Annotated in this window: 10 protein-coding genes; 3 read left to right on the forward strand and 7 right to left on the reverse strand. The window is 68.5% G+C overall.

Features of this window, described 5'->3' with window-relative positions; translation table 11 throughout:
- Positions 1–1272, forward strand: a 1272-nt coding sequence (gene creD, locus DK254_RS01450; protein WP_109932913.1) for a cell envelope integrity protein CreD, incomplete at its 5' end; no start/stop codon positions are given.
- 247 nt (positions 1273–1519) lie between these two features.
- On the opposite strand, the gene DK254_RS01455 is transcribed toward creD, so the two are convergent.
- The 6 genes from DK254_RS01455 to DK254_RS01480 all read right to left on the reverse strand — a co-directional run bounded on the left by DK254_RS01455 (position 1520) and on the right by DK254_RS01480 (position 9811).
- The gene (locus DK254_RS01455; protein WP_109931702.1) at positions 1520–2143 is read right to left on the reverse strand and encodes a glutathione S-transferase N-terminal domain-containing protein; all 624 of its coding nucleotides are present in this window, start codon (positions 2141–2143) and stop codon (positions 1520–1522) included.
- Positions 2144–2155: 12 nt separating this feature from the next.
- A complete protein-coding gene (locus DK254_RS01460; RefSeq protein WP_109931704.1) occupies positions 2156–3112 on the reverse strand; it encodes a lyase in 957 nt (318 codons plus the stop codon).
- A gap of 116 nt (positions 3113–3228) precedes the next feature.
- The gene (locus tag DK254_RS01465; RefSeq protein ID WP_218281385.1) at positions 3229–5637 is read right to left on the reverse strand and encodes a TonB-dependent siderophore receptor; all 2409 of its coding nucleotides are present in this window, start codon (positions 5635–5637) and stop codon (positions 3229–3231) included.
- Positions 5638–5974: 337 nt separating this feature from the next.
- Positions 5975–6934, reverse strand: coding sequence for a FecR family protein (locus DK254_RS01470; protein ID WP_109931706.1), 960 nt, complete (start codon positions 6932–6934; stop codon positions 5975–5977).
- On the reverse strand, positions 6931–7449 hold the full coding sequence (locus DK254_RS01475) for an RNA polymerase sigma factor (protein WP_009615470.1): 519 nt from the start codon (positions 7447–7449) through the stop codon (positions 6931–6933). The genes DK254_RS01470 and DK254_RS01475 overlap by 4 nt, the downstream gene beginning before the upstream one ends.
- A 172-nt stretch (positions 7450–7621) precedes the next feature.
- A complete protein-coding gene (locus DK254_RS01480; RefSeq protein ID WP_109931708.1) occupies positions 7622–9811 on the reverse strand; it encodes a malate synthase G in 2190 nt (729 codons plus the stop codon).
- Positions 9812–10103: 292 nt separating this feature from the next.
- Between DK254_RS01480 and DK254_RS01485 the strand changes: the two genes are divergently transcribed.
- Positions 10104–10562: an N-acetyltransferase gene (locus DK254_RS01485; protein ID WP_109931710.1), complete on the forward strand. Its 459-nt coding sequence runs from the start codon at positions 10104–10106 to the stop codon at positions 10560–10562.
- Between the two features lie 22 nt (positions 10563–10584).
- Entirely contained in the window at positions 10585–11103 is a 519-nt protein-coding gene (locus DK254_RS01490; RefSeq protein WP_043269369.1) for a glycine cleavage system protein R, read from the forward strand.
- Positions 11104–11728: 625 nt separating this feature from the next.
- On the opposite strand, the gene rarD is transcribed toward DK254_RS01490, so the two are convergent.
- Entirely contained in the window at positions 11729–12613 is an 885-nt protein-coding gene (gene rarD, locus DK254_RS01495) for an EamA family transporter RarD (protein ID WP_109931712.1), read from the reverse strand.
- Positions 12614–12695 lie beyond the last annotated feature (82 nt).

Below are 12695 nucleotides of genomic sequence, written 5' to 3' on the forward strand. Positions count from 1 at the left end.
GCCTACCGCGACGGCGTGCTGCAGGACATCGCCCGCAGTTCCGCCTACGCCCAGCGCCTGCGCGGGCCGCTGCTGGTGGTGCCCTACGTGCGCCAGGTGCTGGAGTGGGAGCGCGACGAGCGCAGCGGCACCCGCGTGCAGGTGCAGCGGGAGAAGCGCGGGCGCCTGTACTTCCTGCCGGAGACCTTCCTGGTCGACGGCCAGATGAGCACCGAGCTGCGCCACCGCGGCATCTACGAGGCGCGCCTGTACCACCTGGAAAGCCGCGTCAGCGGCAGTTTCGTGGTGCCGGCGCGCTACGGCGTGCGCGACGACCTGGGCAGCTACCGCTTCGAGCAGCCGTTCCTGGCGGTGGGCATCAGCGACGTGCGCGGCATCCAGAACGCGCTCAAGCTGAGCCTCGACGGCCGCACCCTGGACTTCGCTCCCGGTAGCCGCTCGCAGCGCCTGGGCGAGGGCGTGCACGCGCCCCTGCCGTTGGACGCCAGCGCCGCCGAACAGCGCTTCGACTACGCCTTCGAACTGGCCCTGCTGGGCAGCTCGCGGCTGGACATCACCCCGGTGGGCCGCGACAGCCAGGTCAACCTCAAGGCCGACTGGCCGCACCCCAGCTTCGGCGGCGAGTTCCTGCCGGTGGAGCGCAGCATCGGCGCCGACGGCTTCAGCGCGCGCTGGCGTACCAGCTTCTTCGCCAGCAGCATGGAGGAGGCGCTGCAGAACTGCTTCGCCGGCAAGGGCTGCGACACCTTCGACTCGCGCGGTTTCGGCGTCAGCCTGGTGGACCCGGTCGACCAGTACCTCAAGGCCGACCGCGCGCTGAAGTACGCGCTGCTGTTCATCGGCCTGACCTTCGCTGGTTTCTTCCTCTTCGAGGTGCTCAAGGGCCTGGCCCTGCACCCGGTGCAGTACGCCCTGGTGGGCCTGGCCCTGGCGCTGTTCTACCTGCTGTTGCTGTCGCTGGCCGAGCACGTCGGCTTCGAGCGTGCCTACCTGGCCTCCGCCGGCGCCTGCGTGGCATTGATCGGCTTCTACCTGTGCACGGTGCTGCGCAGCGTGGTGCGCGGCTGCGCCTTCGGCGCCGGCCTGGGGCTGCTCTACGCCATGCTCTATGGCCTGCTGCGGGCCGAGGACTATGCGCTGCTGATGGGCTCGCTGCTGTTGTTCGCGGTGCTCGCCGGGGTGATGGCGCTGACCCGCCGGCTGGACTGGTACGGCGTCGGCCGGCGCGCGGAGCCACAGTTCTCCCTGGACGAAGTGAGCCACGAAGGCTGAAGGAGGCCGCCATGCAGCTGCTGATCGCTGTACTGCCGGGAGCGCGCCGGTGAGCGCCTGGGGCGGGGTGCGCGAGGAGCGCCGGGCCGGCCGGCGCCTGGCCCGGCGGATCGCCGGCCTGGTGTTGCGGGTGCGCGGGGAAGGGTTCGCGAGCAAGCTCGCTCCTGCGAAGAGCGGGGGGCGCGCCCAGCCTGGCCCTGCTGCCCGCGGCGAATAACGCGTCAGCGTTATCCGCCGTGCCGATCCGTCAGGCCGGCTGGGTGGCCTGCAGGGAGGGGCGCCTGGCGGCCTCGGCGTACCAGGCCGCCAGCTTCGGGTAGCGTTCGCGCCAGGCCCAGTCGGGGCGGCGGAAGTCGAAGTAGCCCAGGGCGCAGGCCAGGCCGATGGCGACGATGTCGAAGCGCTCGTTCAGCGTCGCGAAGGCCTCGTTCTCGAAGTGCTCCAGGGCACGCTCGATCTTCTGCTGCTGGCCCTGCAGCCAGTCGTCCCAGCGCTTCTGCTCGGGGCGCACGAAGGTTTCGTAGCGGCTCAGCACGGCGGCGTCCATGACGGCGTCGGCCAGCGCGGCGAGGGTCAGGCGCTGCCAGCGCTGCGGGCCTTCGCGGGGGACCAGCGGTTCGCCGGTGTGCTGCTGGTCGAGGTATTCGGCTATCACCCGGCTGTCGTACAGGGCCTGGCCGTCGGCCAGGCGCAGGCAGGGGATCTTGCCCGCCGGGTTGCAGGCGTTGACGCCGGCGTCCGGGCTCACCGGGCTGAGGCTGGCGGCCTGCAGGCGCACCTTGTCGAGCTGGCCGGTCTCGTGCAGCAGCACCATGACCTTGCGCACGAAGGGCGAGGCGGGGGCGTGGAACAGGGTGAGGGTGGGGCTCATGGCATCTCCTGGTTATTCGCGGATGACCAGCAGCCTATCGCTGCCGGCGTCGGCGCCCCAGACCTCGCCGGGGCGGCCGCTGAGCTGGCTGACCCGGGCCTCGGCCTGGTCGCTGGGGTAGGCGGTGAATTTCTCGCTCTGCGGGTCGAAGCGCAGCACGGCGTCGCCGCCCGGGTCGCTGAGCCACACGCGGTCCATGGCATCGACGTAGAGCGCGCCGGGCTGTGGGTGGTCGCCGGGCAGGCGCCAGCTCTTCCACTTGCCGTCGCTGGGGTCGAAGCGGCCGAGCCGGCCGCTGCCGGCCTCGCTGACCCACAGCCGGCCGATGGAGTCGGCGCCCAGTTGCTGCGGTCGCCCGCCCGCTTCGGGCAGCGGGAAGCGGGTGACGGCCTGGCCGAGGGGGTCGATGCGGTTGATGCTGTCGTCGTCGGCGGAGGCGTACCAGACCTGGCCGTCGGGCGTCACCGCCAGGCCCTGGGCGCTCTTGCCGCCGGGCGTGGCCCAGACCTCGAGCTTGCGCGTGGCGGGGTCGATGCGGCCGTAGAAACCCTTCCCGCCGGTGAACCAGATGTCGTGGTCGTCATCGTAGGCCAGGCTGTCCAGGCCGGCGTCGGCGGCCTCCTTGGGCAGCGGCACCACCTCGCTGCCGAGGCGCTCCGGGTCGACGCGCACCAGGGCGTTGAGGCCGCTGTCGGCGATCCAGGCCTCGCCGTCCGGGCCGGCCAGCACGGCGCGCGGCTGCGAGCCCTTGCCCAGGCTGACCTGCTCGTCCTGGCCGCTCTGCGGGTCGAAGCGGCCCAGCGAGCCATTGCCCCCGGCGACGTACCACAGCCGGCCGTCGTCGAGCATGGCCACGGCCTGGGGCGCGCTGCCTTTGCTCAGGGGGTAGTACTGCGGATCGGCGGCGTGGGCGGTGCAGCTCAGCAGGAGGCCGAGCAGGGCGGGCAGGAGTCGCGGGCTTTGCGGCATGGGGGTGCTCCCGGGCGTGGCCGTTGGAAGGCGCACTGTAGCGCGCCACGCGCCGGGAGGCGAACGGCGCGCGGGGAACGCGCCGTGGGGAGGGCGGCCGCCATGGCGGCCGGAGGTCAGAACTTGTAGTCGAGGCTGGCGACCACGTTGCGACGGTCACCGTAGTAGCAGTAGAAGCCGTCGCAGGTGGAGATGTATTCCTTGTCGAAGACGTTGTTGGCGTTCACCGCCACGCTCAGGCCCTTGAGGTTGCTGTCCAGGCGACCGAGGTCGTAGCGCACCGCGGCGTCGTACAGGGTGTAGGAGCCGGTGTGGCCGTCCGACTTGTCGCGCACGTAGCCCATGCTGCCGATGGCGATGTTGTCGGTCTCGCCCACGTAGCGGGTGCCGAAGCCGACGCCGAAGCCGTCGAGCAGCCCCTGGTGCCAGGTGTAGTCGGCCCACAGCGAGGCCTGGTTCTCCGGGGTCAGCGGCAGCGGGCGGTTCTTGTCCAGCGGGTTGGCGACCTTGGTCATCTTGCTGTTGGAGTAGGTGTAGGCGGCGGTGATCTTGAGGTTCTCGGTGACGTCGCCGACCGCCTCCAGCTCGAAGCCGCGGACCTGCGCCTCACCCACCGGGCTGCTGCGGCCCAGGGAATCGGAGAGCACGATGTTCTGGCGGGTCAGGTCGTAGACGGCGGCGCTGAGCAGCAGGTTGCTGCCGGTCGGCTGGTATTTCACGCCCACTTCGTACTGCTTGCCGGTGCTCGGCTCGAAGGCGGCGCCGTTGTTGCCGCCGGCCTCGGTCTGGAACGACTCGGCGTAGGACACGTAGGGCGCCAGGCCGTTCTCGAACACGTAGCTGAGCGCCGCGTTGCCGCTGAACTGGCTGTCGCGGCGGGTGTCGGTGGCGCCGCCGGCGTTGTAGAACTTCGAGCCGGTATGGGCCCAGTCCTGGCGGCCGCCGAGGGTCAGGCGCCAGTTGTCCAGGGCCATCTGGTCCTGGGCGTAGAGGCCGGTGTCGCGCATCTTCTGGTCGTAGTCGTTGTACGCGGTGTAGCTGACGTTGCTGAAGTCCTGGCCGTAGACCGGGTGGATGATGTTGCTGCTCGGCGCGCTGCCGTACAGCCACTGGTAGTTGGTGTTGGCGCGCTGGTGGTCCAGGCCCAGCAGCAGGGTGTGCTTGACCGGGCCGGTGGCGAAGTCGGCCTGGAAGTTGTTGTCGATGGCGAACTGGCTGATGTCTTCGTTGACCACGTTGGCGCCGCGCGCCAGGGTGCCGTCGTCGCTCACCGCGGTGGCCCAGCCGCCGGCGGTGATGCCCTGGAACGACAGGTCGCTCTTGGTGTAGCGCAGGTTCTGGCGGAACTGCCAGACGTCGTTGATGCGGTGCTCGAAGGCATAGCCCAGGGCGTAGTAGGTCTTGTCGTAGAATTCCCAGTCCGGGTCGCCCAGGTTCTCGTGGAATTTCACCTTGCCCGCCGGGGTCGACAGCTTGGTGCCCTGCAGCGGCAGGAACTGGCTGGTGATGCCGGTATCGTCGCGGTTGAACTGCGAGAGGAAGGTCAGGCGGGTGTCGTCGCTGAAGTTCCAGGTGACGCTCGGCGCGATGTTGTAGCGCTTGCTGTCGACATGCTCGACCTGGGTGTTGCTGTCGCGGACCACGCCGCTGACGCGGTAGAGCATCTGGCCCTGGTCGTCGATCTTGCCGGTGCTGTCGAAGGCAATCTGCTTGTGCTCGTAGCTGCCGACCTGCAGCTGTACTTCATGGCTGCTTTCCTCCTGCGGGCGGCGGCTGACCATGTCCAGCAGGCCGCCGGGCGGGGTCTGGCCGTACAGCGAGGAAGCCGGGCCGCGCAGCAGGGCGACGCGCTCCAGGTCCCAGGTCTCCAGCTTGGGCATGGTGTAGGAGCCCTTGGGCAGGGGCAGGCCGTCGAGGAACTGGGTGGGCTCGAAGCCGCGCACCTTCAGCCATTCGGCGCGGGTGTCGCTGCCGTAGCTGCTGGCGATCACGCCGGGCATGTAGCGCACCGCGTCGTCGAGGTTCTGCACGTTGCGGTCCTGCATCTGTTCGCGGGTGGCCACGGAGATCGACTTGGGCGTCTCGAGGATCGAACTGTCGGTCTTGGTGCCGGCGCGGGTGCGGGTGGCGAGGTAGCCGACGGCCGGGCCGTCCGGGTCTTCCTGCACGGCGCTCACGGTGGTGGCGCCCATGGCCAGGGTGTCCTTGGGCAGCGGGCGCACGCTGTAGCTGCCGGAGGCGTTCTCCACCAGTTCCAGGCCGGTGCCTTCCAGCGCCTGGCGCAGGGCGCCGAGGCCGTCGTAGCGGCCTTGCACGGCATGGGCGTTGCGGCCGCTGGCCAGGGCCGGGTCGAGGCTCAGGCTGATCCCGGCTTCCGCGGCGATGCGGTTGAGGGTGCTGGCCAGCGGAGCGGCGGGCAGCTGGTAGTCGCGTACGGCGTCGGCGGCGACGGAAGCCAGCGGGCTGGCGAGGAGGATGGCGGCGGCCAGCAGGTGCGGGCGGAAGGCCATGGTGGGGGACGGCATCGGGGATTCACTCCTGGGTGTGAATATGTTTCGTTCGCCTGATTGCCGGACGACAATCGGAAAGTGATAGGGCTGTGCGAAAAAAATTTCGTGGGGCCTATTTCCAGTCCGATACAGCGTGATCAAGGGGCGTTCGGCTATCGCGGACAAGGTCGTCTCAGGTTTGCGCCGAACTTCCCGTTCATGCCGGACAGCCCCCTCTCCCTTCAGGGAGAGGGTTGGGGAGAGGGAGCGGAGTAAATCCGAAGCACCGTTGTCCCCGGTAAATGCCATTCGCGAGCAAGCTCGCTCCTACGAAGAGCGTTTTTACGAAGAGCATTTCGCGCGGCCGGCAGGCTCAGCCGCGCGGCACCACCTTCACCCACCAGTCGCCGTGCCGCTCGACGCGCACCGGCAGGCTCGGCGGCAGCGAATCCAGGGCCAGGTCGGTGTCGCGCAGGGAGAAGCTGCCGCTGATGCGCATGTCGGCCAGCGCCGGGTCCAGGCCGAGGTAGCCGCTGCGGTACTGGCCGAGTTTCTCCAGCAGGTCGGCCAGGCGCAGGTTGTCGGCCACCAGCATGCCGTGGGTCCAGGCGTCGGCGGTGGCGCTGTTGGCTTCCAGCGGCCCCAGGCCGTCGGCGCGCACCAGCACGTGGCGCCCCTGGGGGATGACGGTCTCGTCGCGGCCCCGTTCGGGTCTGGCCGCCACCGCGGACTGCAGCACGCTGAGCAGGGTACCGTCGGCCCGGCGCTCCACCAGGAAGCGGGTGCCCAGGGCGCGCAGGCGGCCGTCGCGGGTCTCGACGATGAACGGGCGGCTGTCGCCGTGGGCGGTCTGCACCATGATTTCGCCGTCGAGCAGGACGATGCGCCGCTCGCTGGCGTCGAAGCGGATGTCCAGGGCGGTGCGGCTGTCCAGTTGCACCAGGGTGTCGTCGGGCAGGCGCAGTTCGCGCAGCTCGCCGGTGCCGGTGACCACGTCGGCCAGGGCGTAGCGCAGCGGCAGGTAGCGGTTGCCCACGCCCAGGGCCAGCACCCCGGCCAGCAGCAGCGACAGGCCGGTGCCGGCCAGCCGCCGCAGCTTGCGCCGCGACTCGCCCGGCGCCCGCAGCAGGGCGCTGCGCGCCGCGGGGGCGGCGGCCGCGCCCAGGTTGTGGTCGAGCATGCCCAACTGGTGCCAGGCGCGGGCGTGTTCGCTGTGGGCGGCGTGCCAGTGGGCGAAGGCGGCTTCGTCTTCGGCACGGGCCTCGCCGGAGCCCAGGCGCAGCTGCCAGGCGATGGCCTCGTCGAGGATGCGGACGGAGACCGGGCCCTTCATGTCGGCTCGCCGTACAGGGCGATGTAGCACTGGCGCAGGCCCTGGGCGATGTACTGGCGCACCCTGGGTACCGACACGCCCAGGCGCTCGGCGATCTCGGCGTGGCCCAGGCCATCCAGGCGGTTGAGCAGGAAGGCGCTGCGCGCGCGGCTGGACAGCTTGCCCAGCAGGCGGTCGATCTCGCGCAGGTCGGCGAGGATGAGGAACTGGGTTTCCACCGAGGGCTGCTCGGCCTCGGGCAGCTGCAGCAGTTCGTCGAGGTAGGCCTGCTCCAGCGCCTGGCGGCGCCAGTGGTCCACCAGCAGGCCCTTGGCCACGGTCACCAGGAAGGCCCGCGGCTCACGCAGACTGGGCAGCTCGCGGCGGCCGAGGATGCGCACGAAGGTGTCCTGGCCGAGGTCCTCGGCGCGCTGCGGACAGCCGACGCTGCGATTGAGCCAGGCGAGCAGCCAGTCGCGATGGTCGCGGTAGAGCGCGCCTACGAATTCGCCATTGCCAGTCTGGACTGCCGACACCTTTGCTCCCCCACCCCGATTCGGAATGAACGACAAAACGATAACTATTCGCAAATGATCGCAAAGTGCAACCAGCCTGCGCAATCGGCGCCTGTCGGTTTTCGGGAAAAAGGCGGGCCAGAAATGAAAAAACCGCCCCGAAGGGCGGTTTTTCAGCTCACGCTGGCGCGAATCAGAGGCCGTTTTTCGCCTTGCTCTTCACCTTGAACTCGCGACGACGGCGGTGCAGCACCGGCTCGGTGTAGCCGTTGGGCTGCTTGGTGCCTTCGACCACCAGTTCCAGCGCGGCCTGGAAGGCCACGTTGTCGTCGAAGTTCGGCGCCATCGGGCGGTACAGCGGGTCGTTGGCGTTCTGCCGGTCGACCACCGCAGCCATGCGCTTCAGGCTCTCGACCACCTGCTCCTCGGTGATCACGCCGTGGCGCAGCCAGTTGGCCAGCAGCTGGCTGGAGATGCGCAGGGTGGCGCGGTCTTCCATCAGGCCGACGTCATTGATGTCCGGCACCTTGGAGCAGCCGACGCCCTGGTCGATCCAGCGCACCACGTAGCCGAGGATGCCCTGGGCGTTGTTGTCGATCTCGTTCTTGATCTCCTCCGCGCTCCAGTTGGTGTTCGGCGCCAGCGGAATGCTCAGGATGTCGTCGACCGAGGCCGGTGCGCGCTTGGCCAGTTCGGCCTGGCGGGCGAACACGTCGACCTTGTGGTAGTGCAGCGCGTGCAGGGTGGCCGCGGTGGGCGAGGGCACCCAGGCGGTGTTGGCGCCGGCCAGCGGGTGGGCGATCTTCTGCTCGAGCATGGCGGCCATCAGGTCCGGCATGGCCCACATGCCCTTGCCGATCTGCGCCTTGCCCTGCAGGCCGGTGGCCAGGCCGACGTCGACGTTGTTGTTCTCGTAGGCGCCGATCCACTTCTCGGTCTTCATGGCGCCCTTGCGCACCACGGCGCCGGCTTCCATGGAGGTGTGGATCTCGTCACCGGTCCGGTCGAGGAAGCCGGTGTTGATGAACACCACGCGCTCGCGGGCTTCCTTGATGCAGGCCTTGAGGTTGATGGTGGTGCGGCGCTCCTCGTCCATGATGCCGACCTTCAGGGTGTTGCGCGGCAGGCCGAGGACGTCCTCGACGCGGCTGAACAGCTCGCTGGTGAAGGCGACTTCTTCCGGGCCGTGCATCTTCGGCTTGACGATGTATACCGAGCCGGTGCGGGTGTTCTTGCGGCTGGTGTTGCCGTTGAGGTTGTGGATGGCGATCAGGCTGGTGAACAGGCCGTCCTGGATGCCTTCGGGAACCTCGTTGCCGTTCTTGTCGAGGATGGCATCGTTGGTCATCAGGTGACCGACGTTGCGCACGAACAGCAGGGAGCGGCCGTGCAGGGTCAGCGCCGAGCCGTCGGCCTTGGTGTACACGCGGTCCGGGTTCATGGTGCGGGTGAAGGTGCTGCCGCCCTTGCTGACTTCTTCTGCCAGGTCGCCCTTCATCAGGCCCAGCCAGTTGCGGTAGATGATCACCTTGTCGTCGGCGTCGACCGCGGCGACCGAGTCTTCGCAGTCCATGATGGTGGTCAGCGCGGACTCCATCAGCACGTCTTTCACGCCGGCTGCGTCGGTCTGGCCGATCGGGCTGGTGGGGTCGATCTGGATTTCGAAGTGCAGGCCGTTGTGCTTGAGCAGCACGGCTTGCGGCTTGGCCGCTTCGCCCTGGAAGGCGATGAACTGGGCGGCGTTCTTCAGGCCGGTCTGGCTGCCGTTCTTCAGGGTGACCACCAGGGCGCCGTTGTTCACGGTGTAGGCGGTGGCGTCGACGTGGCTACCGCCTTCCAGCGGCGCGGCCTCGTCGAGGAAGGCGCGGGCGAAGGCGATGACCTTGTCGCCGCGGACCTTGTTGTAGCCCTTGCCCTTCTCGGCGCCGTTCTCTTCGCTGATGGCGTCGGTGCCGTAGAGCGCGTCGTACAGCGAGCCCCAGCGGGCGTTGGAGGCATTCAGGGCGAAGCGTGCGTTCATCACCGGCACCACCAGCTGCGGGCCGGCCATGTGGGCGATTTCTTCGTCGACGTTCTGGGTGCTGGCCTGGAAGTCTTCGGCTTCGGGCAGCAGGTAGCCGATTTCCTGCAGGAAGGCCTTGTAGGCCGCGGCGTCATGGGCCTGGCCGGCGCGAGCCTGGTGCCAGCCATCGATCTTGGCCTGCAGCTCGTCGCGCTTGGCGAGCAGGGCCTTGTTCTTCGGGGCCAGGTCGTTGACCACGGCCTCCACGCCTGCCCAGAACTTGCCGGCGTCTACGCCGGTACCGGGGATGGCTTCGTCGTTGACGAAGTCGAACAGGACTTTGGCGACCTGCAGGCCACCGACTTGAACGCGTTCAGTCATTGCTTGCCTCACTCTGCTCAGGACCAGCTCGGAACCCAGGCAAGACGCCTTGTAGTCCGAGCCGCGGAATACTACATGATGCCGTGGGAAAAATCAGTGGGCTTGCGTCGCGGTTAGACCAAAGAACGCATCTCAGTCACGTAGCAGCAACAATGTTCGCAAAAAACTGGTGAATTGTTCCAGATAAATCTGAAAACAGTACACGATTTATTCGGCGAGGAACCTGCGACGCCCCGTCGCAGCTGGCTCCGCGCCGCGGCCTATACTCAGGCTTCACCCTCGGAGGATCACCATGCCCATCGCCCGCGCCACCCTTGCCGACCTCGACGAGCTGGTCCCGCTGTTCGCCGGCTACCTGGATTTCTACGAAGTGCCGGCGCCCCCGGCGGACGTCCGCGGGTTCCTCGCCCAGCGCCTGGAGCGCGGCGAATCGGTGATCTACCTGGCGCGCAGCATCGACGGCGTGGGCCTGGGCTTCGTCCAGTTGTACCCCTTCTTCGCCTCCCTTGCACTCCGCCCGGCCTGGCTGCTCAGCGACCTCTACGTACTGCCGGCGGCCCGCCGCGACGGCCATGGCGAGGCGCTGATGAACGCCGCCCGCGCCCACGCCGAGGCCAGCGGCGCCTGCGGCCTGCAGCTGGAAACGGCGAAGGACAACCGCAATGCCCAGGGCCTCTACGAGCGCCTGGGCTACCAGCGTGACGAACGTTTCTACACCTACTGGCTGGACCTGGGCGAGGCCCGGGGCTGACGCATCGACGCAGGAGGCTGCCATGAACCATCTCGTGCTCACCATCATCGCCCAGGACCAGCCGGGGCTGGTGGAACGCATCGCCCAATGCATCGCCGGCCACGGCGGCAACTGGCTGGAAAGCCGCATGTCGCGCATGGCCGGGCAGTTCGCCGGCATCCTGCGGGTGGCGGTGCCGGCCGAAGGCTACGACGAACTGGTGGAAGGCCTGCAGGAGTTGGGCGACCACGGCATCCGCGTGCTGCTGGCCGACAGCGGCATCGAGCCTTCCTGCAACTGGAAGCCGATCCACCTCGACCTGGTGGGCAACGACCGCCCGGGCATCGTCCGCGACATCACCCGCCTGCTGGCCGAACACGGCGTCAACCTGGAGCGGCTGACCACCGAGGTGCTGCCGGCGCCCATGAGCGGCGAGCCGCTGTTCCACGCCGACGCGGTGCTGGCGGTGCCGCTGACGCTGCCGCTGGAGCAGTTGCAGCAGCACCTGGAGGCCCTGGCCGACGACCTCATGGTGGACCTGAATTTCCACAAGGAGGACTGAGGTGCGGAAAAACACCGGCGGCCTGTGTATAAGTCTGTTGAGGAAATGTGCGTTGAACGCTGGAAGGCCCGCATGGCGGCGTTTCAGGCGCAGTGCTTCGCTGTGAACAGGTCGCCACGGGTTGCCCACAATCACCGTGGGTTGTCCTGTTGGTTGGCTGTGGATGGATGGCTGTACGTCAGGCTGTGCGTGACCTCTGGCGGTTCGCTCAGAAAATGATCCGTGCCCGGGGCGGCCGCCGGGGTGGGCGGCTTATCCACGTCTTTGCACAAAAACCGTGGGTCGCGCTGTGGGCAACTGCTGTATGCCTGGCTACAGGCTGCGTGGATGCTGGTTTCGCGAGGAGTGCTCAAAAAAGCGCCAGGCCCGTCGTGGTCCTGCACAGAAACCCGGGAAAGCCCTGTGGAAAACCCTTGGGTAGATCGTCGGCGGCCTTTGGCCACGTGCCCTGCAGGCATTTGTACGCGTTCTGAGCAGCCATCGCTGTCGTTGCCACGGCGCTTCGGTCCGGCTGCGGCATTGCGGGGTTATCCCCGCCAGCGCTGGATGAAACTGTGGAAAAGTTCCGGATGCCTGGCTGCAGGCCCCGCCGGACGGGGCCTGCAAGCTATCGCTCAGGAAATGATCAGGCGCGCCGCAGGCGGTACCAGATGTCCACGCTGTACACCACCAGCGCCGCCCAGATGCAGCCGAAGGCGACCAGGCGCGTCGGGTTGAGGTGCTCGCCGAACAGCAGGACGGCCTGCAGCAGCACCAGGGTCGGCGCGATGTACTGCAGGAAGCCCAGGGTCGCGTAGGGCAGGTGGCGGGCGGCGGCGTTGAAGCACACCAGCGGCACCAGGGTGACGGGGCCGGCGGCGGCCAGCCAGAGCGCCTGCGGGCTGCTCCAGAAGTCCAGGTGGGCGCTGGGGCCGTCGGCGAACAGCAGCAGCCAGACCAGGGCCAGCGGCAGCAGCATCCAGGTTTCCACCACCAGGCCGGGCAGGGCGTCCACCGGCGCCTGCTTGCGGATCAGCCCGTAGAAGCCGAAGGTCAGCGCCAGCGCCAGCGACACCCAGGGCAGGCTGCCCAGTTGCCAGACCTGCTGGGCCACGCCGAGGGCGGCCAGGCCCACGGCCACCCATTGCAGCGGGCGCAGGCGCTCGCGCAGCACCACCAGGCCGAGCAGCACGTTGATCAGCGGGTTGATGTAGTAGCCCAGGCTGGCCTCGAGCATGTGCCCGTTGTTCACCGCCCAGACGTAGACCAGCCAGTTGCTGGCGATCAGCACCCCGCTGGCGCCGAGCACGGCCAGGCGCCGCGGGTTGTCGCGCAGCTCGCGCCACCAGCCGGGGTGCTTCCACACCAGCAGCAGCGCGGCGCCGAACAGCGCCGACCAGATGGCCCGGTGGGTGATGATTTCCAGGGCGGGAATGCGTTCCAGCAGCTTGAAGTAGACCGGGAAGAGTCCCCAGATGACATAGGCGGTCAGGCCCAGGGCATAGCCCCGGCGGGGATTGGCGGTGGCCATCGGACGTCCTTGCGGCAGTAGAGAAGAGTGGCCGCGCCATTCTAGGTGGCGCGGCCGATGTTGTCTGTGTGTTCAGTTTCCG

The organism is Pseudomonas sp. RW407 (genome assembly GCF_003176655.1).
Taxonomy (GTDB): Bacteria; Pseudomonadota; Gammaproteobacteria; order Pseudomonadales; family Pseudomonadaceae; genus Pseudomonas; species Pseudomonas delhiensis.

Bases quoted from the DNA above. Each gene is read 5' to 3' on its own strand.
- DK254_RS01480 (WP_109931708.1), bottom strand. From the start codon at position 9,811: ATGACTGAACGCGTTCAAGTCGGTGGCCTGCAGGTCGCCAAAGTCCTG.
- rarD (WP_109931712.1), bottom strand. From the start codon at position 12,613: ATGGCCACCGCCAATCCCCGCCGGGGCTATGCCCTGGGCCTGACCGCC.
- DK254_RS01490 (WP_043269369.1), top strand. From the start codon at position 10,585: ATGAACCATCTCGTGCTCACCATCATCGCCCAGGACCAGCCGGGGCTG.
- DK254_RS01460 (WP_109931704.1), bottom strand. From the start codon at position 3,112: ATGCCGCAAAGCCCGCGACTCCTGCCCGCCCTGCTCGGCCTCCTGCTG.
- DK254_RS01455 (WP_109931702.1), bottom strand. From the start codon at position 2,143: ATGAGCCCCACCCTCACCCTGTTCCACGCCCCCGCCTCGCCCTTCGTG.
- DK254_RS01470 (WP_109931706.1), bottom strand. From the start codon at position 6,934: ATGAAGGGCCCGGTCTCCGTCCGCATCCTCGACGAGGCCATCGCCTGG.
- DK254_RS01465 (WP_218281385.1), bottom strand. From the start codon at position 5,637: ATGCCGTCCCCCACCATGGCCTTCCGCCCGCACCTGCTGGCCGCCGCC.
- DK254_RS01485 (WP_109931710.1), top strand. From the start codon at position 10,104: ATGCCCATCGCCCGCGCCACCCTTGCCGACCTCGACGAGCTGGTCCCG.